This window comes from Actinoplanes sp. ATCC 53533 (assembly GCF_003947245.1).
Window position 1 is genome coordinate 217735 of sequence record NZ_QHHV01000015.1, and the last position, 18985, is coordinate 236719.

The 18985-nt window shown below is 72.5% G+C and carries 18 protein-coding genes; 13 read left to right on the plus strand and 5 right to left on the minus strand.

The window, feature by feature from the left end:
• Positions 1 to 17 precede the first annotated feature (17 nt).
• The 4 genes from DMB66_RS06580 (at position 18) to DMB66_RS06595 (ending at position 3700) form a co-directional block, all read left to right on the plus strand.
• Positions 18 to 1076, plus strand: coding sequence for a LacI family DNA-binding transcriptional regulator (locus DMB66_RS06580; protein WP_125803100.1), 1059 nt, complete (start codon positions 18 to 20; stop codon positions 1074 to 1076).
• Positions 1077 to 1176: 100 nt separating this feature from the next.
• Positions 1177 to 2868, plus strand: a complete 1692-nt coding sequence (locus DMB66_RS06585; protein WP_125803101.1) for a glycoside hydrolase family 13 protein — start codon at positions 1177 to 1179, stop codon at positions 2866 to 2868.
• An 86-nt stretch (positions 2869 to 2954) separates the two neighbouring features.
• A complete protein-coding gene (locus DMB66_RS06590) occupies positions 2955 to 3389 on the plus strand; it encodes a hypothetical protein (protein WP_125803102.1) in 435 nt (144 codons plus the stop codon).
• Positions 3386 to 3700 (plus strand): transcriptional regulator, encoded by a 315-nt coding sequence (locus tag DMB66_RS06595; protein WP_125803103.1) that lies wholly within the window; start codon positions 3386 to 3388, stop codon positions 3698 to 3700. Before DMB66_RS06590 ends, DMB66_RS06595 begins: the two co-directional genes overlap by 4 nt.
• Positions 3701 to 3769: 69 nt before the next feature.
• Here the strand turns inward: DMB66_RS06595 and DMB66_RS06600 are convergent, their stop codons facing one another.
• Both DMB66_RS06600 and DMB66_RS06605 read right to left on the minus strand, forming a co-directional pair.
• A complete protein-coding gene (locus tag DMB66_RS06600; protein ID WP_125803170.1) occupies positions 3770 to 4978 on the minus strand; it encodes a pyridoxal phosphate-dependent aminotransferase in 1209 nt (402 codons plus the stop codon).
• Between the two features lie 11 nt (positions 4979 to 4989).
• A complete protein-coding gene (locus tag DMB66_RS06605; protein WP_125803104.1) occupies positions 4990 to 6246 on the minus strand; it encodes an ATP-binding protein in 1257 nt (418 codons plus the stop codon).
• Between the two features lie 2 nt (positions 6247 to 6248).
• On the opposite strand from DMB66_RS06605, the gene DMB66_RS06610 reads away from it, so the two are divergent.
• The 4 genes from DMB66_RS06610 to DMB66_RS06625 all read left to right on the plus strand — a co-directional run bounded on the left by DMB66_RS06610 (position 6249) and on the right by DMB66_RS06625 (position 9819).
• Positions 6249 to 6755, plus strand: a complete 507-nt coding sequence (locus tag DMB66_RS06610; RefSeq protein WP_125803105.1) for a hypothetical protein — start codon at positions 6249 to 6251, stop codon at positions 6753 to 6755.
• A 108-nt stretch (positions 6756 to 6863) separates the two neighbouring features.
• Positions 6864 to 7238 (plus strand): response regulator transcription factor, encoded by a 375-nt coding sequence (locus DMB66_RS06615; RefSeq protein ID WP_125803106.1) that lies wholly within the window; start codon positions 6864 to 6866, stop codon positions 7236 to 7238.
• Complete coding sequence (locus DMB66_RS06620) at positions 7238 to 8359, plus strand: HEAT repeat domain-containing protein (RefSeq protein WP_125803107.1); 1122 nt, start codon at positions 7238 to 7240, stop codon at positions 8357 to 8359. Before DMB66_RS06615 ends, DMB66_RS06620 begins: the two co-directional genes overlap by 1 nt.
• Positions 8356 to 9819, plus strand: coding sequence for a glycosyltransferase family 2 protein (locus DMB66_RS06625; RefSeq protein ID WP_125803108.1), 1464 nt, complete (start codon positions 8356 to 8358; stop codon positions 9817 to 9819). Before DMB66_RS06620 ends, DMB66_RS06625 begins: the two co-directional genes overlap by 4 nt.
• On the opposite strand, the gene DMB66_RS06630 is transcribed toward DMB66_RS06625, so the two are convergent.
• A complete protein-coding gene (locus DMB66_RS06630; protein WP_125803109.1) occupies positions 9784 to 10440 on the minus strand; it encodes a DUF3159 domain-containing protein in 657 nt (218 codons plus the stop codon). The two genes, DMB66_RS06625 and DMB66_RS06630, sit on opposite strands and share 36 nt — an antisense overlap.
• A gap of 153 nt (positions 10441 to 10593) precedes the next feature.
• On the opposite strand from DMB66_RS06630, the gene DMB66_RS06635 reads away from it, so the two are divergent.
• A complete protein-coding gene (locus DMB66_RS06635) occupies positions 10594 to 11775 on the plus strand; it encodes a PP2C family protein-serine/threonine phosphatase (RefSeq protein ID WP_125803110.1) in 1182 nt (393 codons plus the stop codon).
• Here DMB66_RS06635 and DMB66_RS06640 read toward each other — a convergent pair.
• On the minus strand, positions 11756 to 12451 hold the full coding sequence (locus tag DMB66_RS06640; RefSeq protein ID WP_125803111.1) for a phosphatase PAP2 family protein: 696 nt from the start codon (positions 12449 to 12451) through the stop codon (positions 11756 to 11758). The genes DMB66_RS06635 and DMB66_RS06640 overlap by 20 nt on opposite strands.
• Positions 12452 to 12847: 396 nt before the next feature.
• Between DMB66_RS06640 and DMB66_RS06645 the strand changes: the two genes are divergently transcribed.
• The gene (locus tag DMB66_RS06645; protein WP_125803112.1) at positions 12848 to 13453 is read left to right on the plus strand and encodes a response regulator transcription factor; all 606 of its coding nucleotides are present in this window, start codon (positions 12848 to 12850) and stop codon (positions 13451 to 13453) included.
• A gap of 46 nt (positions 13454 to 13499) precedes the next feature.
• Positions 13500 to 14096: a VanZ family protein gene (locus tag DMB66_RS06650; RefSeq protein WP_125803113.1), complete on the plus strand. Its 597-nt coding sequence runs from the start codon at positions 13500 to 13502 to the stop codon at positions 14094 to 14096.
• 69 nt (positions 14097 to 14165) lie between these two features.
• Here DMB66_RS06650 and DMB66_RS06655 read toward each other — a convergent pair whose 3' ends face one another.
• A complete protein-coding gene (locus DMB66_RS06655; RefSeq protein WP_125803114.1) occupies positions 14166 to 15266 on the minus strand; it encodes a glycosyltransferase in 1101 nt (366 codons plus the stop codon).
• Positions 15267 to 15713: 447 nt separating this feature from the next.
• Here DMB66_RS06655 and DMB66_RS06660 point away from each other — a divergent pair, with 447 nt between their 5' ends.
• Together DMB66_RS06660 and DMB66_RS06665 are read left to right on the plus strand one after the other, a co-directional pair.
• On the plus strand, positions 15714 to 17699 hold the full coding sequence (locus tag DMB66_RS06660) for a nucleoside-diphosphate sugar epimerase/dehydratase (protein ID WP_125803115.1): 1986 nt from the start codon (positions 15714 to 15716) through the stop codon (positions 17697 to 17699).
• 29 nt (positions 17700 to 17728) lie between these two features.
• The gene (locus DMB66_RS06665; protein ID WP_125803171.1) at positions 17729 to 18985 is read left to right on the plus strand and encodes a nucleotide sugar dehydrogenase; all 1257 of its coding nucleotides are present in this window, start codon (positions 17729 to 17731) and stop codon (positions 18983 to 18985) included.

The following is an 18985-nucleotide window of genomic DNA, read 5'->3' on the forward strand; positions in this document are numbered from 1 at the left end:
CAGCGAGGTCGGGGCGGATGCCGTCGAGAAGGACCGGCGAGCAGCCGCGGCGGGGTAAACCGACGTCCAGCGACGTGGCGGCGGCCGCGGGCGTCTCGCGTTCGGCGGTGTCGTTCGCGTTCAACAACCCGCAGCGGATCTCCACCGCGACCCGCGAGCGGATTCTCGCGGCGGCGCAGGAGCTCGGCTACACGCCCAACACGCTGGCCCGGATGCTGCAGGCCGGCGCGACCCAGTCGCTGGGCGTGCTGCTGCCGCAGCGGCTGGCCCGGATCCTGGAAAACCCGTACTACGCCCGGTTTCTGATGGGTGTCGGGCAGGTGTGCGATCAGGAGGGTTACACCCTGCTGCTGACCCCGCCGCTGCAGGACTCGGTGCTCAAGGCGATCCCGTACGCGGCGGTGGACGGCTTCATCGTCTGCGGCCTGGAGACCGACCGGGGCGAGGTCGCCGAGCTGGTCCGTCGCGGCATCCCGTTCGTGCTGATCGACAGCGACCGGTACGAGAACGCGCCCAGTGTGGACGTCGACGACCACGGCGGCGCGCTTGAGGTCACCCGGTATCTGCTGGAGCTGGGGCACCGGCGGCTCGCGGTGGTGTCGATGGACCCCGGGCCGGACCGGCCGGTGCGCGGCTACCGCGGGCCACTGGGCCGGCGCCTGGCGGGCATCGCCGAGGCGCTGGCCGAGGCCGGGCTGACCATGGACGACGTGCGGCTGGCCGAGGTGCCGGTGACGCGCAACGACGGCTACCGCGCGACCCGGGCCCTGATGACCGGGCCGCGGCCGCCGACGGCGATCCTGGCGCTGTCCGATGTGCTCGCCTTCGGGGCGGTGGACGCCCTGCAGGAGCTGGGGGTGGACGTGCCCGGCGAGGTGTCGGTGACCGGCTTCGACGACCTGGCCGAGTCGGCCTGGTTCCGGCCCCGGCTGACCACGGTGCGCCAGCCCATCGTGACCAAGGGGCGGACGGCGGCGAACTTCTGCATCTCGGCGATCCGCGGCGAGGACCAGCACCCGCACCAGTCGCTCGGGACCTCGCTGATCGTGCGGGATTCCACCGCGAAACCGGCCTGACCGCCTCCGCGTTCTTTTCGCTCGCGGGCTAGGTAACTCGCGGTCTATGTGACTCGCGGGCTATGTAACACGAGTTAGTAACCTGATAACGTCTGCCGCCATGACTGATCAACTGAGCGCGCCGCCGTCGGCTCTCGTCGATCCCGGCGTGGCCGCGCCCGCCTCCTGGTGGCGGGACGCGGTCATCTACCAGATCTACCCGCGCAGCTTCGCCGACTCCGACGGCGACGGCATCGGCGACCTGCCGGGCATCCGCAGCCGCCTGCCGTACCTGCGCGACCTGGGCGTCGACGCCGTCTGGCTCTCGCCGTTCTACGCCTCGCCGCAGGCCGACGCCGGCTACGACGTCGCCGACTACCGCACGGTCGACCCGATGTTCGGCACGCTGGCCGACGCCCGCGCCCTGCTCGGCGACGCCCACGACCTTGGCCTGCGGGTGATCGTCGACCTGGTCCCCAACCACTCGTCCGACCAGCACGAGTGGTTCCGCCGGGCGCTCGCCGAGGGCCCGGGCTCCCCGCTGCGCGCCCGCTACCACTTCCGCCCCGGCCGGGGCGCCGACGGCGAACTGCCGCCCAACGACTGGCCGTCCATCTTCGGCGGGCCGGCCTGGACCCGCACCACCGACCCGGACGGCACGCCGGGCGACTGGTACCTGCACCTGTTCGCGCCGCAGCAGCCCGACTTCAACTGGGACCACCCGGCGGTCGCGGACGAATTCCGCACGATCCTGCGCTTCTGGCTGGACCTGGGCGTCGACGGCTTCCGCATCGACGTGGCGCACGGCCTGGTCAAGGCCGAGGGCCTGCCGGACGTGGGCGTCCGGACCGAGTGGCACCTGCTCGACGTGGGCGTCAGCCCGTGCTTCGACCGCGACGGCGTACACGACATCTATCGAAGCTGGCGCACGATCCTCGACGAGTATCCGGGCGAGCGGATCGCGGTGGCCGAGGCCTGGGCGCCGACCCTGGGCCGGGTCGCCGACTACGTCCGCCCCGACGAACTGCACCAGGCCTTCAACTTCAGCTACCTCGGCACGGCCTGGGACGCGGCCGCCCAGCGGCGGGCCATCAGCGAGTCGCTGGCGGCCATGCGCCAGGTCGGCGCCCCGGCGACCTGGACCCTGTCCAATCACGACGTGGTCCGGCACACCAACCGCCTGCTCCAGCCCGACGACGGCGACGTCGCTGGGCGCCGGCCGGCCGAAGTGGATCCGGTCGCGGGCCTGCGCCGGGCCCGGGCGGCCACGCTGCTGCTGTTGGCGCTGCCCGGTTCGGCGTACCTGTATCAGGGCGAGGAACTCGGCCTGCCCGAGGTGGTCGACCTGCCGCCGGAGGTCCGTCAGGACCCGGCGTTCCACCGCGCGACCGGCCAGGACGGCTACCGCGACGGCTGCCGCGTCCCGATCCCATGGGCGGGCGACCGGCCGCCGTACGGCTTCGGCCCGCCGGGCGGGGCGAGCTGGCTGCCCCAGCCGGCGAGCTGGGCCGGCCTGAGCGTGGCGGCCCAGCAGGGCGATCCGGCGTCCACGCTGGAGCTCTACCGCGCGGCCCTGGCGCTGCGCCGGGCGGATCCGGCGCTGGGCGCGGCGGACAACCTGCGTTGGTGTGCCGCGCCGGAGGGCCTGCTGGTGTTCGAGCGCGGGACGTCGTTGCGGTGCACGGTCAACATGTCGGCCGGTCCGATCCGGATTCCACGGCCCGGTGCGGCGCTGCTGACCAGCGGGCCGGCCGACCTGTCGGGCGCGCAGGTCGTGATCCCCGCGGACACCACCGTCTGGTGGGCCGTCTGAGCGGAGCCTGACCGTTGACAGACCCGATCCCAGACAAGTACTTTCCTCTTAGGAAAGTACTTACACCGGGAAGGGTGGCTCAGGTGATGGAACCGACGAGGCAGGACGCGGAAGCCATGCTGAAAGACGCGGGCGGGGTCGAGTCCGCGGTGCGGGCCCGGGCGCCGCGGGAGCATCCGCTGTACTTCGCGACGGGTCTCGTGAACGTGCTCGCCGGGCTGGCCCTCGACCTCGGCAGCGACGACAGCGGCGGCGCAGCGGCAGTGGTGACGGTGGCAGGGGTGGCCCTCGTCGCCGTCATGGTGGCGACTCATGTTCCCTACTGGTGGCGTTACCGGAAGGTGCGGAGGCGGAGCACCCCGAAGTGGCTGGAGTGGGCGCTCGCCGCCTGGGGCGCTGCCGCCCTGTTCGTCCTCGGGTTCCTGCTCAACGACACCATCGGCTTCGCCTTCACCCTCGGGGGCATCGTGGGCGCCGTGCCGAGCCTGCTGTGGGCCGAGCGGCTTCGGCGCACCGCGTGACCGCCCACCCGCGGGCGCGCCTCGACGAACTGGTCCACCAGCCCGTGCGCTTCTCCCTCCTCGCCGGCCTGGCCCAGGCCGACGAGCTGGAGTTCCGGTTCCTCCGCGACGCCCTCCAGATCAGCGACTCACTCCTGTCCCGCCAGGCCTCGACCCTCGAACAAGCCGGCTACATCGCCATCCGCAAAGGTCACGTCGGCAAATGGCCGCGCACCTGGCTCAAGCTCACCCCCGCCGGCCGCGCCGCCTTCAACGACCACCTCGCCACCCTGCGCGAGATCATCGAAAACCCGACCGGCCCGTCAACCTGACAGCGGCCGCACACCGGACCACCTGCGGTGAGCCGGCGGCCACACCGATCCGCACCACCAGGGGGCGGGCTACTGCCGGTAGGTCGAGAGGAAGCTGCGCAGCCGTTCGATGGCGTCGTCGAGCACGTCGACCGGCGCCAGGAAGACGATTCGCAGGTGGTCCGGGGTCGGCAGGTTGAAGCCGGTGCCGTGGGACAGCAGCATCAGCTGCTGCTCCAGCAGGTCGATGATCATGCGCTGGTCGTCGCGGATCTTGTGGACCTCGGGGTCCAGGCGGGCGAAGAGGTAGAGCGCGCCCGCCGGCAGCACGCAGTCCACGCCCGGGATCTCGTTGATCTTGCGCCAGGCGTGGTTGCGCTGCTCGTACAGGCGGCCGCCGGGGCGGATCAGCGTGTTGATGCTCTGGAAGCCGCCGAGCGCGGTCTGCACCGCGTGCTGCGCCGGCACGTTCGGGCACAGCCGCATGTTGGCCAGCAGTTGCAGGCCCTCCAGATATTCCGTCGCGTGGGTGGTCGGGCCGCTGACCGCCATCCAGCCCGACCGGAAGCCGGCCGCCCGGTACGCCTTCGACAATCCGCTCATCGTCAGTACGAGCAGGTCCGGGGCCAGCGCCGCGGCGCATTCGTGCTTCGCGTCGTCGTACAGGATCTTGTCGTAGATCTCGTCCGCCAGGACGAGCAGGTTGTGGCGCCGGGCGATCTCCAGCAGGCCGAGCACGATCTCCTTGGAGTAGACCGCGCCGGTGGGGTTGTTCGGGTTGATGATGACGATGGCCCGGGTGTTCGGGCTGACCTGGGCCGCCACGTGCTCCAGGTCGGGCGCCCAGTCCTGGCTCCCCTCGCAGCGGTAGTGCACCGCCCGCCCGCCGCACAGCGTCACCGCGCCGGTCCACAGCGGGTAGTCCGGGCTCGGCACCAGCACCTCGTCGCCGGTGTTCAGCAGCGCCTGCAGCGACATCACGATCAGCTCGGAGACCCCGTTGCCGAGGAAGACGTCGTCGGGCTGCACGCTGGTGACCCCGAGGGTCTGGTAATACTGCGCGACGGCGACCCGGGCGGAGTAGATGCCCCGGGCGTCGCTGTAGCCCTCGGCGTCGGGCAGGTTGTGCACCATGTCGGCGACGATCGGCTCCGGCGTGGCCAGCCCCCAGGGCGCCGGGTTGCCCAGGTTGAGCTTGAGGATGCGGTGTCCCGCGGCCTCCAGCTCCTGGGATCGGCGCAGCACCGGGCCGCGGATGTCGTACCGGACGTTCTTGAGCCTGCTCGCCTGCTCCACCATGAGTGCAGAGCCTAAGCCAGGTCGGCCGCCAGTAGCTCGTGTCCTGTGACCGGCGCCATGGACGAGGCGGCCATCGTGAACCAGAAGATGCTCCCGCCGCCCGGGTTCGGCTCGACGCCCAGCTCGCCGCCGTGCAGGTCCACGATCCGCCGGCAGACGGCCAGGCCCAGGCCCGCGCCCGGGAAGCCCTCGGCCCCGGGTGCCCGGTGGAACGGCGCGAAGATCTGGCTGCGCTGGTCCTCCGGTACGCCGATGCCGCGGTCCGCCACCTCGATGCGCCACCGGCCGGGCGCGTGTTCGCGGGCGCCGATGGTCACCCGGGCGGCCGAACCGGGCCGTACGAAGCGGACGGCGTTGTCGATGAGCCGGCTGAGGACCTCGCCGAGCAGTGCCGCGTCGGCGGTGACCGCGGGCAGGTCGCCCACGTCGATGCTCAGCCGCTCGCTGTGCATCTCGTCGAGGCGGCCGGCGACGACGCCGAGGGCGAGGCCGCCCACGTCGACCGGCTCGGGCCGGATCGCCGCGTCGCCGGTGGTCGCGAACGCCAGCAGGTCGTCCACCAGCGACAGCATCCGGGTGGTGCTGCGCCCGATGCGGTCCAGGAAGCCGCGCGCTTCCGCGTCGAGCAGGTGCCCGGCGTCCTCGAGCAGGATCTCGGTGAAGCCGGCGACGGTGTGCAGCGGGGTGCGCAGGTGGTCGCCGGCGGCCTCGGCGAAGCCGGCCAGTTCCGTCTCGTGCTCGCGTAGTTCCCGCTCGGTGGCCAGGGCGCGTTCCCGCAGGTGCCGCTCGGCGGCCCGGTGCCGGCCGAGGTCGGCGCGGCGCCGGTCGGCGGTCCGCCGGGCCCGCGTCTCGGCCCGGTGCCGACCCAGGTCGGCGGCGAGCAGTACGGCGGCGAACAGGACGCTGAGCAGGACCGCGCCGAGCAGGGTCAGCGGCGCCGCGGCGGTGCGGGCGGCGGCGAGCAGTTCGGTGGTGGGGCGGACCCGGAGCTGCCAGGTGCGCCCGGCGGCGGCGACGTCGACGGTGCCGCTCGTGGCTCCGACCGGACCGCCGCCCTCGGCCCAGCGGGCCACCTCGTGCGGCACGCCCTCGGGGGAGGTCTCGGTCAGCACGGTGGCGACGCCGGTGATGCCGGCGTCGCGCAATGACTCGCGTAGCAGGTCGGGGGCGCGGACGGCGAGCACGACCCAGCCGAGGAACGCGCCGTCGCGCGACCGGGGCGATGAGCTCGAAGGCCGGCTGGCGATGCGCCGGCGGCAGCCCGGCATCGGTGGGCAGCACGTGCGTGGCGGTGGTGACCAGCCGGCCGCTGTCCCGGGCGAGTGCCAGCCCGTGGGCCAGCTCGGGCCCGGCGGTCAGGGTGGTGCGCGCGGGCGGGGTGCTGCCGTCGGCGATGTGCCGGGCGCGCACGGTGCGGTCGGCGCCGACCACGACGATCTGGTGGGCGCCCGGCAGGCGCTCGCCGGTGAGCCGGGACATCGTGGGGGCCAGGGAGGCGGTGGGCTGGGTGGCGGCGGCAGTCGCGAGGTGGTGCATCGTGTCCGCGTACCGCTGGAAGGTCGTGTCCAGGGCGCCGCGGACGCTCGCGGTCCGCAGCGCGAGCGCCGCGGTGCTCGCGTCCCGCGCGGCCAGGGCGAGAGCGCCGGCGGTGGCGGCGCCGGTCCCGAGCCCGAGGGTCAGGACGGTGGCCGCGAGGGCGACGCCGCGCCGGCTGGGAGAGCCGATCACCTTCCGGATGTTCACGCAGCCTCTATCGACCCCGGCACCAGGCGATTGAGCTGCGGGGACGGGGGTTGCCGCATTGCTACCGTTCGCGGTGAACGATGCTCACAAAACGGATATGTTGGGCAGGCAGCGGCTCGCCGGACGCGTGGGTGGGAGGACGATGAGCACGATCCTCCTCGTCGAGGACGATCCGGACATTCGCCACCTGGTGTCGTACAAGCTCACCAAGGGCGGCTTCGACGTGACCGCCGTCGCCGACGGTCTCGCCGCGCTGCGCGCGGTCCGGGAGAACCCGCCGGACCTGGTCCTGCTCGACGTGCGGATGCCCGAGATGTCCGGCATCGAGGTCTGCCGCGAGCTGCGCGCCGGTCCGCTCGGCGCGGCCGTCCCGATCATCATGCTCACCGCGCGGGCGCGGCCCCAGGACCTCGAGCAGGGCTTCGCGGCCGGCGCCACGGAGTACATCATCAAGCCGTTCAGCCCCCGTGACCTGCAGGACCGGGTGGAGGCCGCGCTGGGCCGGGTCAGCCGTTGATGGTCGGCCTGTTCACCGTCGTGCTGGAGATCCTGGCCGGGGTGGTCGTCTCGACCGTGGCCGCCATCGTCGGGGTCCGGGTGCTGCGCCGGGTGCGGCACCAGCGGCGGGCCGCCCTGGCCGCCGGGCCGCGCCGGGCGCTGCTCGCCTTCGTGGCGGACAACGGCGAGCACGGCAGCCACGACCTGGTCGCCATCCCGGACGACGCGTGGCGCGTCGCCGAGCCGGGTGCGCTCGCGCTGCTCGGCAAGCTCCGTGGCGAGGCGCACCTCGCCCTGGTCTCGGTCTTCCTGGAGCGCGGCGTCGCCCGTACCGCGCTGGGCGAGCTGCGCTCACGGAGCCGGGTCCGCCGGGCCCGCGCCGCCCAGGTGCTCGGCGATCTTGAATTGCGGATGGCCGTGCCCGAGCTGTGCCGGCTGCTCGGCGACCGGCACGACGAGGTACGCGTCGTCGCCGTCCGCGCGCTGGGCCGGATCGGCGACCCGAGCGCCGCCTGGCGCATCATCGCCAGCCTGGACCGCGGCGACCCGGTGCCCTCGCTGCTGGCCACGCACACCCTGGTGCAGCTCGGCGCCGAGGCCGAGGTGACCCTCTCGGCCGCGCTCGACTATCCGCAGGCCCGGGTCCGCGCCGTCTGCCTGGACGCGCTCGGCCTGCTCGGCGCCACCGGATCCGTGCACCGCATCGCCCGGGTCCTGCGCGAGGACGCCAACCTCGACGTCCGGGTGGCCGCCGCCACCAACCTGGGCAGGCTGGGCACCCGCGGCGCCGTGGAACCGCTGACGGAGGCGCTGAACCCGGCGCGGCCCGCGGCGCTGCGGGCCACCGCTGCCCGGGCGCTCGGCGAGCTGGGCGCGCCCGGCGCGGTGCCGACCCTGGCGGATCTGCTCGACGACGACACGTTCCAGGTGGCGCACGAGGCCGCGCACGCGCTGCGCCGGCTCGGGCAGCCCGGCGCCGAGGCGCTCATCGCCGCGGTCGAGGCCGAACGGACGCGGGCCGTGCTGGCCCGCGCCGGGGCGCACGCCCGGCCGTCGGCGTCGGCCAGCCACGCCCAGGAAGCCCTGGCGCTGTCGCGGGTCGGCGTCGACCTCGGCGGCCGGGTGGAGGCCCGGGCGTGACGGCCGGCGTCGTCCGCGATCTCCTGCGGTACGCCGACGTCGTGATCTTCTCCTACTTCGTCGCGCTCAACAGCAGCTACCTGGGGCTCATCGTGCTGGCCGGGCTGGAGTTCGGCCGGCACCTGCGGCGGATGCCGTTCGCCGGCGCCGACGACATGTTCCGCAGCCCGCTGACGCTGCCCGTATCGGTGATCGTGCCGGCCTACAACGAGGGCCCCGGCATCGTCGCGGCGGTGACGGCGATGACCGCGCTGCGCTATCCGCGGTACGAGATCGTGGTGGTCGACGACGGCTCCAGCGATGCCACGTTCGAGCTGCTGCGGGCGGAGTTCGACCTGGTCGAGGTGCCGCGGGTGGTGCCGGGCGAGGTGCCGTACCACTCGCAGGTGCTCTCCGTGCACGTCTCCCGCGCCAATCCGGAGACCCTGACCGTGGTCCGCAAGACCAACGGCGGCAAGGCCGATGCCCTCAACGTCGGCATCAACCTGGCCCGGCACCCGCTGATCTGCATGGTCGACGCCGATTCGCTGCTGGACCCGGACGCGTTGCTGTCGGTGGCCAAACCCTTCGGCGACGACCCGCTGCGGGTGGCGGCGTGCGGCGGCGTGGTGCGCATCGCCAACGGGTGCAAGGTGATCGGCGGCCGCGTGGTGGACGTGCGGATGCCCCGGCAGTGGCTGGTGCGCATCCAGGTGGTCGAGTATCTGCGCGCGTTCCTGATGGGCCGCACCGGCTGGTCGCGGCTCGGTGGCCTGGTGGTGATCTCCGGCGCCTTCGGCATCTTCCGGCGGGATCTGGTCGTCGAGATCGGCGGCATGGCCACCGACACCATCGGCGAGGACGCCGAACTCGTGGTGCGGCTGCACCACCACCTGCGCCGGCGCCGGCAGGACTACCGGGTCATCTTCGTCGCCGAACCGGTCAGCTGGAGCGAGGCGCCCACCAGCCTGCGGGTGCTGGGCCGCCAGCGGCGGCGCTGGCACCGCGGCATCGCCGAGATCCTGCGCAAGCACCGCGGCATGATCGCCAACCCACGGTACGGCCGGATCGGGCTGATCGCGCTGCCGTACTACGTGGTCTTCGAGTTGCTGGCGCCGTTCATCGAGCTGGCCGCGCTGGTGCTGCTGCCGCTCGGCCTCTGGGCCGGCGCGGTCGACGTCGCGTTCCTCTGGCGCTTCGCGCTGGTCGCCTACGGCTACGGCCTGGTGGTCAGCCTCGTCTCGCTGTTCATCGAGGAGGTCTCGTTCCACCGCTACCCGCGCTGGGGCGACCTGCTGCGCGGCATGGCGGCCGCGGTGCTGGAGAACTTCGGCTACCGGCAGATCCTCGCGGTCTGGCAGGTCCGGGGAGCGTTCGGCGCGCTGCACGGGCGCCGGGCCGAGTGGGGCGCCATGCACCGCGAGGGCTTCGGCGGCGCGGCCGAGTCAGCCGAGCCCGTCGGCGTGGGCGTCGACCGCTGACCGCGGATGCCGCAGGCCGGGGTGCCCGGCCGGTAGGCTGCGCCGGATCACCCACCAGCTCACCGCGAGGCAGGCGGCGACCAGCGGCCAGGTGAGCAGGCCGCGGGCGATGCCCAGCGCCACGACCGCGTGCGCGGCCCAGAGCGGGATGAACACGGCGAGGCGCACCAGATATTGCGCGACCCACACCCAACTGCCCAACGAGTACGCCCGCAGCAGCACCGGGTCGCGCCGCCAGCGCGTCTTCTGCCCCAGCACCGTGCCGACGATGACGCCCAGCAGCGGCCACCGGACGACGATGCTGACCGTCCACGCCAGCGCGCTGGCGGCGTTCGTGACGATCTGCACCAGGAAGAAGTCCTCGGCCCGGCCGGTGCGCAGGGCGATCAGCGCGGCGACGCAGACACCGAGCAGGCCGACCAGGACCGCCCGCGGTTTGTCGCCCTGCCGCAGCCGCCAGCCGGCGACCACCAGGGCGGCGACGATCGCGGCGCCGGCACCGATCCAGATCGAGCGCCCGCCGGCCAGCCAGCCGGCGACGAAGACCACCGGTGGCACGGTCGCGTCCAGCGCGGCCCGCCGCCCACCCAGCAGATCGGCCAGCGACTCCGGTTGCGCCACGTCCCACCCCGCTCTTCGAGTTAGGCCAGCCTAACCGGTGGGCGCGGAGCCGATGGGCCGAGGGCGGCGCAGGCCGGCCACGGCGTGGCGGGCGACCGGCTCGGTGATTGATCGGGGCGCAGCGGGGGAAGGGCAGAGCAGGGGGTGACTCGCGTGTCCGACTCGATGGAAGCGGTACGGCGACTGCTCGACCTGCGCTATCGCAGCCGGCCGGAGGACCTGCCACCGGCGCTGGCCGACGTCGCGCCGCTGCTTGACGCCGTCAGCGTCACGGTGCTGCTGGTCGACTACGAGCAACTGTCGCTGTGGCCGCTGCACGGCACGCCGGGGAACTTGGAGCCGCAGGTGGTGGATGGGACTCTGGCCGGGCGGGCGTACTGCACCGCGCAGACGACCAGTGCGGAGACCTGTCTCTGGCTGCCGCTGCTGCACGGCGCGGAGCGCCTCGGGGTGCTCGAGGTGTGGCTGCACGAGGAGCCGGATGAGCGGCGACGTCGCGACTTCCGGGTGATCGCCGCGCTGGTCGCGGAGCTGATCGCGAGCCGGCGGTTCTACGGCGACGCGGTGGAACGGACCCGGCGCCGGCTGCCGATGCAGCTAGCCGCCGAGATCATCTGGAACCAGCTGCCGCCGCTGACCTTCGCCGCGAACGGCGCCCTGGTCACGGCGGTCCTGGAACCCTGCTACGACGTGGGCGGGGACGCCTTCGACTACGCGGCGAACGGCGACGTTGTGCACATCGCGCTCTTCGACACCGTCGGGCACGGCATCAGCGCCAGCGCGCTGACCACGCTGACGTTGAACACCTATCGCAATGCGCGGCGTTCCGGACTGGACCTGGCCGACACGTACCGGTCGATCGACAAGTGGATCCGTGCGCAGTATCCCGGCGCGTTCGTCACCGCCCTGCTGGGTGAGCTCGACACCGGCACCGGTCGCTACCGCCGGATCGCCGCCGGGCACCCGGCCGAGCTGCTCATCCGCGGCCAGTCGGTGCTGCCGGGGCTGCCCACGCCGACGGCGCTGCCGCTCGGGCTCGGTCACATGCTGACCCGGCCGCCGGGCGTCACCGAGATGGTGCTCGAGCCGGGGGACACCCTGATGCTGTACACCGACGGGATCACCGAGGCCCGCTCGGCGGACGGGGAGCTGTTCGGGGTGGACCGTCTCGTCGACTTCATCGTCGCGGCGCTGGCCCAGGGGTCGCCGGCCGAGGCGATGCGCAAGCTGATCCACGCGATCGTGTCCTACGAGAACGGTGAGCTACGCGACGACGCCACCGCCGCGCTGCTGCAGTGGCAGCCGTCGCCGGCCTTCACGCCTTCGCGGTGGTGACCCGCCCGTTCTTCGTGCCGGGACCCCGGATGCCGGTGCGGGCCAGGATCGCCCGGGCCATCACGAGCACGCAGAGGCCGCCGTTGACGAACGACGCCAGGACGTCGCTGGGGTGGTGCATGCCGCGGTACATCCGGGTGAGTCCCACGCCGGCCGGCACGATCAGCAGCAGCCAGGCGGCCCGCTTGAGCCAGGTGCGGTTCGCCACCCGGAACAGGATCACGGCCAGGCCCAGGTAGAGCGCGACCGCCGCGGAGGTGTGGCCGGACGGGAAGCTCGACGTCGGCGGGGACACGTCCATCTTCTCCACGTCCGGCCGGGGCCGGTCGATGACCAGCGTGGTGAGGAAGAAGACGACGGCCTGGGCGCACACGGCGGCGCACAGGAAGATCGGCTCCCGCCACCGCCGCAGGGTCAGCCGCAGCGCGATCGCCGCCAGCACGGTCACCGCGATGATCGCGGGGGTGCTGGCCAGGGTGCTGAAGATCAGCGACACCAGGCTGATGTCATGGGTGCGGTCGCGCTCGAGCTCGCGGTTGACCGCATCCTCGATCGTCAACGGCCACATGTCGTCCATGACCTTGGTGATGAGCAGGCCCAGGGCGATCATCGCGCCGAGCAACACGGCGACGGGAGCGATTATCCGCCTGAGCGCCTGGACCGCGAAAGCTGCCATGCGCGGCGCATTACCCGGAGCCGCCGTCGCGCGAAACACGTTACCTTTCCGGCTAATGCCAGAAAAGCGACAATCACCAACATCCCATGATCTGTAATCAGGTATCGGTCTCACGGAACGCGTCAATACGGTCGCCTATTGTGAAGATCCGGCATTTCTCGCTCGGTTGATCGGATATCTCCGGTGTCGAAGACCTGTCTCGGCGGTAGGTTGACAGTAGCGGACGAATGCGGCGATTGAGTGGCACAAATGCCTTTTGAGCTGCGAAAACTCTCATTCCAAAAACGGTTGGTGCGAATCTGTCGATGCCCACGGGCGATCCACCGGGCTGGCGGCTCCGAAGTAAACCTATAGAGGTCGGGCGTTCCCCGAAGGTCCATCGGTGAGGGTGGTGCGATGATCCGGGTTGCGGTGGTGCGGGACGAGGGATACTTCGGCGTCCCGGTACGGGTGCTGCTGGAGGGTAAGCCCGATCTGCAGTACGTCGGCACGCTGCCGCTCGGTGGCGATCTGGCGCAACGGGCCGCGGAGCTGTGGCCGGGAGTCATCGTCATCGACACCGAGTACATGGTCAGCCAGGTGCTGCCGATCGCGGCCGAACTGCACGTCACCATCCCGTCCTGCGCCATGCTGCTGCTCTGCGACCCGGCCAAGCGCGGCATGCTCCCGCCGCGGCGCTGGGCCGGCGGGCTGAACTTCCTGCTCAAGGACGTGTCCGGGGCGGTGCTCGCCGATTCCATCCGGCGCCTGGCCGCGGGCGAACGCGTCGTCTCGCCGCTGCTGCAGGCCGCCTCGCTCAACACCGACCGTGGCCTGAGCACCCGGGAGCTGGAGGTGCTCGGGCTCGCCGCCGAGGGGGAGTCGGTCAACGACATCGCCGGCCGGCTCTATCTCTCCGGCGGCACCGTGCGCAACTACCTGTCGGCCGTCATCACCAAGACCGGCGCCCGCAACCGCCTGGACGCGATCCGCATCGCCCGCAAGGACGGCTGGCTCCGCTGAGCGTTTCCGGCGGGATCGCGGGCGGCGCGACGTACCGTTGACCTGGATGCCATCCCATCAGCTCGACGTGCCGGCGCTGCCCATCCTGCTGCCGCTGGGCGGCGTGCTCATGGTCGTGTCGTGGCTGCTGCTGCACCGGCGCGGCCTGCTCAGCGCCCGCCGGCTGACCACCGCATGGCTGGCGGGCTGGTATGCGGTCGCGGTGATCGGCGCGACCATGCTGCCGCTGCATCTCGCCTGGGGTCCCGGCGCCGGCCCGCCCGACCTCTACCGGATCATCCTCGTCCCGCTGGTGACCATGCGGGTGGACGACTTCCTGCTCAACGTCGTGATGATGCTGCCGCTGGCCGCGCTGCTGTTCCTGGTGGCGGGCGTGCGCGAGCGGGTCCGGGTCGTCCTGGTGGGCTTCCTGACCAGCCTGGTGATCGAGGTCGCCCAGGCCGTCATCGACATCGCCTGGCACGGCAACCGGTGGGCCGACGTCAACGACCTGACCTCGAACACCGTGGGTGCGTGGCTGGGCTTCCTGATCTTCTGGCGGATCATGCGCCGGGCCCGCGTGCGCCGGGCGGTGCGAGGCTGGTCGCTGACCCGGGCCGAGGCCGAGGCGGCGCCGGCTCATCGGCCTGTCACCCGGTCGTAGACCCGGTCGACCGCGGCGGCCGTGCGAGGCTGGTCGCTGACCCGGGGCCGAGGCCGCGGCGGCGCCGGCTCATCGGCCGGTCACCCGGTCGTAGACCCGGTCGACCGCGGCGGCCATCGCCTTGGCGCAATAGCGGTCGCCGGCCGAGCGCGGCGGTAGCCGGGAGCCGTGGCGCTCCTGGTGGCAGAGCACCTCGGTGCGCAGCGCGCGTGGCAGCGACTGCGGGTCACGCGCGGAGAGCCGATGCGCGCCGTCGACCGCCGAACGGGCCGCGGCAAGCTCCTCCAGCGGCGGGCAGGTCGCGTAGATCGTGGGCAGGCCGGCGGCGAGGGCCTCCAGCACCACCAGCCCGGCGGTCGCCGAGCCCGGCGGCGACGCGAACACGTCCATCGCGCAGAGCATTTCCCGTACGTGGCCCACGGCCCCGGCGAACCGCACCCGGTCGGCGACGCCCTCGATGCCGGCGAGGCGTTCCAGCGCGACCCGGGCCGGGCCGTCCCCGACCAGCAGCAGGGTTGCCCCGGGCACCTCGCCGACGGCCCGGATCAGGTGGTCGAACCCGCCGCCGTGCGCGAGACGGCCGACCCCGCCGATGACGGGCACGCCGGGCTCGATGCCGAGCCGCGCCCGAGCCACCGCACGCAGCACCGGGTCGTAGCGGAACTCGTCCGGGTCGAGGGCCTTGGGGATGACGGTGATCCGGGCCTCCGGCACACCCCAGGCGCGCAGGCGCCCGGCCACCGCCGGGGTCACCGCGATGGTGGCCTGCCCGGCGCGCTCGCCGGCGAGATAGAGCGCGCGGGCGCCGGCCGAGGCCGGGCGGCCCTCGATGAGCTGCTCGCTCAGGTGGTACGCGGTGGCGACGATGTGCCGGACCCCGGCCAGCCGGGCGGCGAACCGGCCTTGCACGCAGGCCCGGTACAGATGGGTGTGCACCACGTCGAAGCGGCCACGCCGGATCAGCCGGCGCAGCCCGACGATCGTGGCCGCGCCCCGGCCGGTGCCGAGCTCGTGCACGGTCGTGCCGCCGTCCCGGATCGCCGCCGTGACCATCCCCGCCCGGGCCAGCGTGACCACCTCGCAGTCGTGCGGCAGCCCGCGGACCAGCAGCCGCAGCTGATGGCCGGCACCACCCTGGCCCGGTGCGCTGATGACGTGCAGCACCCTCATGGCCCGGTGTCGATCCGCGCGCGGTAATGCATCATTTTCTGCTCCTGGGTCGGCGCCCGCGACAAACACGCTGCCAGAGCGGAAGCAGGTAATGAAAGTCGCAGATGTCATGTCGAACGTGAAAGCCGCCGATGACTCAAAACGCATTCGGCACCGGCTGAACAGCTGGTGCGGCGCGGGGCCGAAAGTGCCTGCTCGGCGGGCGATCGAGGGCGCGTGATCACCCTCCGGGCAGAACATGAGGAATGCTCATATAGGCCGTGACAATTGCTACTGTAATCGGTCCTGCATGACTGGCACGCTTTATTCGGAAGTGCTGGAAATTGATCAGCGAAGAGCGGTCCGCGCCATTCCGGTGAGCCGGAATGCGGGTGCGGTCGCTCTATTTTTCCTTGCCAGTTCTCACCGCGGCCGTCCACCGCCGGTATCCGTCCAGGGAGGAAATCCATGCAGGTACGGCGAGCAGCGCCCGACGCCACCGCGGGTGACTCGGCTCCGGGCGAGTGGCGGTCCAGGAGCCCGCGGAAGGCGCCGTGGCTACGCGCGGCGTTACCCGGCCGTGCCGCCCGGGCCGGCGTCGACGCGGCGGCGCTGGGCGTGGCCCTGCTGATCGCCACGCTGCTGCGCCACGACGGCGACTTCTACCGGGTCGACCTGTCCGGGCTGCTGGTGCTGTCGATGTTCGCCGCGGTCGTGCACACCGTCGCCGGCATGCGCTTCGGCCTCTACACCGGGCGCTGGTCGTACGGCTGCTTCGAGGAGATCGCCGCGCTGGCCAAGACCGCCGCCGTCACCACACCCGTGGTCTTCGTCCTGGACACCCTGCTCGGCCGGCTCGTGCCGCGCTCGGCCATCATCGGGGCGGGCCTGATCGCCCTGGTGCTCACCGCCGGCGTGCGCTACACCGTGCGCCTGCTCAACGACCAGCGGCTGCGGCCCTCGCCGGAGGCCGGCACCCGGGTCGTCGTGATGGGCGCCGGCGAGGGCGCCACCCAGGTCATCCGGGCGATGCTGCGCAGTCCGTTCAGCCCGTACGTCCCGGTCGCGCTGCTCGACGACGACCCCACCAAGCGCACGCTGCGGGTCATGGGCGTGCCGGTGGCCGGCGACCGGTACGCCATGGCCGACGTCGTCCGGCAGTACGGCGCCGACGCCGTGCTCATCGCCATCCCGAGCGCGAGCGCCGACCTGGTCCGCGAGCTGACCGAGCTGGCCGAGCCGCTCAACGTCGACCTGAAGGTGGTCCCGCCGGTCGTCGAGCTGTTCGGCCGCACCGTCAGCGTGGAGGACATCCGCCCGGTCAGCCACGCCGACCTGCTCGGCCGCCGCGAGATCGGCATCGACCTGGCCGCGGTGGCCGGCTATCTGGAGGGCCGCCGGGTGCTCGTCACCGGCGCCGGCGGCTCGATCGGCTCGGAGCTGTGCCGCCAGGTCGCCCGGTTCCACCCCGCCCAACTGGTCATGCTGGACCGCGACGAGTCCGGCCTGCACGCCGTGCAGCTCTCGCTGGACGGCCGCGGGATGCTCGACGACCGCAACCTGGTCGTCGCCGACATCCGCGACCAGCAGCGCCTCGACGAGGTCTTCGCCGAGCACCGGCCCCAGGTGGTGTTCCACGCGGCCGCCCTCAAGCACCTGCCGCTGCTGGAGATGCACCCCTCCGAGGCACTCAAGACCAACATCATCGGCACGTACCAGATCCTGCAGACCGCGCTGCGCCACGGCGTCGACCGGCTGGTGAACATCTCCACCGACAAGGCCGCCGAGCCGGTGAGCGTGCTCGGCTACTCCAAGCGGATCACCGAGCGGCTCACCGCCGCGGCCGACGAGGCCGCCCACGGCACCTTCTGCAGCGTGCGCTTCGGCAACGTGCTGGGCAGCCGCGGCTCGGTGCTGACCGCCTTCGCCGCGCAGGTCGAGGCGGGCGGACCGATCACCGTCACCCATCCCGAGATGACCCGCTATTTCATGACTGTCCAGGAGGCCGTGCGCCTGGTCATCCAGGCCGGCGCCATCGACAGCTCGAGCGAGGTCCTGGTGCTCGACATGGGCGAGCCGGTCCGCATCCACGACGTCGCCCGCCGGATCGCCGCCGCCGCCGAGCGGCACATCCAGATCGTCTTCACCGGGCTGCGCCCCGGGGAGAAGCTGGCGGAGGTCCTGCTCGGCCCGAACGAGCCCGACCACCGGCCGCAGCACCCGCTGATCTCGCAGGCCCCGGTGCCGCCGCTGGACGGCGCCGTGCTCTCCCTGATGGACCCCACCGCGCCGCGCCAGGACCTGATCGCCGTGCTGCGCTGGCTGGCCGAGAGCCCGGCGCTGTCACCGGCCCGGGAGGCCCCCGCGCCGGTGCCGGCGGCGCGCTCCGGGCGCAACCGCCTGGGCGTGCTGCGGCAGCCCGAGTTCACCGTACGTCAGGGACGGCAGCTGTGAGCCACACCGAGCAGGAGGGAAGCACGCCGATGCGGGTCGTCATCGCCGGTCAGGGGTACGTGGGGCTGCCGCTGGCGGTCCGCGCGGCACAGGTCGGCCACGCGGTCGTCGGATACGACGTCGACGAGGAACGCATCAAGCGCCTCGTCGCCGGGGAGTCCTACGTCGACGACGTGTCGTCGGCGGAGCTGCAGGAGGTCCTGGACGCCGGCACGTTCCACCCGTCGGCCGACCCGCGCTCGTGCGCCGGCTTCGACGTCGCGGTCATCGCGGTGCCGACGCCGCTGCGCGAGGGCACGCCCGACCTCCGCTACATCGAGGAGTCCGCCCGGACCCTGGCGCGCTACCTGCGCCCGGGCGCGACGGTCGCGCTGGAGTCGACCACCTACCCGGGCACCACGACCGACCTGGTGGCGCCGCTGCTGGAGGAGGGCTCCGGCCTGATCGCCGGCGTCGACTTCCACCTCGGCTACAGCCCGGAGCGCATCGACCCGGGCAACCGCACCTGGAACCTGGTCACCACCCCCAAGGTCGTCTCGGGCATCAATCCGGCGTCGCTGGACCGGGTCCAGGCCTTCTACGGCTCGGTCGTGGAGCACACCGTGCCGGTCTCCGACCCCAAGGTGGCCGAGCTGGCCAAGCTGATGGAGAACACGTTCCGGCACGTCAACATCGCGCTCGTCAACGAGCTGGCGGTGTTCGCACACGAGCTCGGCATCGACGTCTGGGAGGCGATCGCGGCCGCGTCGAGCAAGCCGTTCGGCTACATGCCGTTCGTGCCCGGCCCCGGCGTCGGCGGGCACTGCCTGCCGATCGACCCGTCGTACCTGTCCTGGCGGGTGCAGCGGACGCTCGGGCAGAGCTTCCGCTTCGTCGAGCTGGCCAACGACATCAACAACCACATGCCGGACTACGTCGTCCGGCGCCTGGTCGGCGCGCTCAACCAGCGGCGCAAGCCGGTCAACGGCTCGACCGTGCTGCTGCTCGGGCTCGCGTACAAGAAGAACAGCGGCGACGCCCGCGAGTCGCCGGCCCGCCGGGTCGCGTCGCTGCTGCTGGACATGGGCGCCGAGGTGCGCGCCGCCGACCCGCACGTGGTCGAGGACGCCCACGTCGACCGCCGCGTCGTCCGGGTCGCCGCGACCGCGGAGCAGCTCGCCGCGGCGGACGCCGTGATCCTGCTCGCCGACCACGACGCCTTCGACCTGGACCTCGTGGTCGAGCACGCCGGCTATGTCCTGGACACCCGGCACCGCGTCACCGGACCGAACGTCGAGTCGCTCTAG

Coding starts and splice junctions, on each gene's coding strand:
- DMB66_RS06580 (WP_125803100.1), top strand. CDS start 18: ATGCCGTCGAGAAGGACCGGCGAGCAGCCGCGGCGGGGTAAACCGACG.
- DMB66_RS06585 (WP_125803101.1), top strand. CDS start 1,177: ATGACTGATCAACTGAGCGCGCCGCCGTCGGCTCTCGTCGATCCCGGC.
- DMB66_RS06590 (WP_125803102.1), top strand. CDS start 2,955: ATGGAACCGACGAGGCAGGACGCGGAAGCCATGCTGAAAGACGCGGGC.
- DMB66_RS06600 (WP_125803170.1), bottom strand. CDS start 4,978: ATGGTGGAGCAGGCGAGCAGGCTCAAGAACGTCCGGTACGACATCCGC.
- DMB66_RS06605 (WP_125803104.1), bottom strand. CDS start 6,246: ATGCCGGGCTGCCGCCGGCGCATCGCCAGCCGGCCTTCGAGCTCATCG.
- DMB66_RS06615 (WP_125803106.1), top strand. CDS start 6,864: ATGAGCACGATCCTCCTCGTCGAGGACGATCCGGACATTCGCCACCTG.
- DMB66_RS06620 (WP_125803107.1), top strand. CDS start 7,238: ATGGTCGGCCTGTTCACCGTCGTGCTGGAGATCCTGGCCGGGGTGGTC.
- DMB66_RS06640 (WP_125803111.1), bottom strand. CDS start 12,451: ATGGCAGCTTTCGCGGTCCAGGCGCTCAGGCGGATAATCGCTCCCGTC.
- DMB66_RS06645 (WP_125803112.1), top strand. CDS start 12,848: ATGATCCGGGTTGCGGTGGTGCGGGACGAGGGATACTTCGGCGTCCCG.
- DMB66_RS06650 (WP_125803113.1), top strand. CDS start 13,500: ATGCCATCCCATCAGCTCGACGTGCCGGCGCTGCCCATCCTGCTGCCG.
- DMB66_RS06655 (WP_125803114.1), bottom strand. CDS start 15,266: ATGAGGGTGCTGCACGTCATCAGCGCACCGGGCCAGGGTGGTGCCGGC.
- DMB66_RS06660 (WP_125803115.1), top strand. CDS start 15,714: ATGCAGGTACGGCGAGCAGCGCCCGACGCCACCGCGGGTGACTCGGCT.
- DMB66_RS06665 (WP_125803171.1), top strand. CDS start 17,729: ATGCGGGTCGTCATCGCCGGTCAGGGGTACGTGGGGCTGCCGCTGGCG.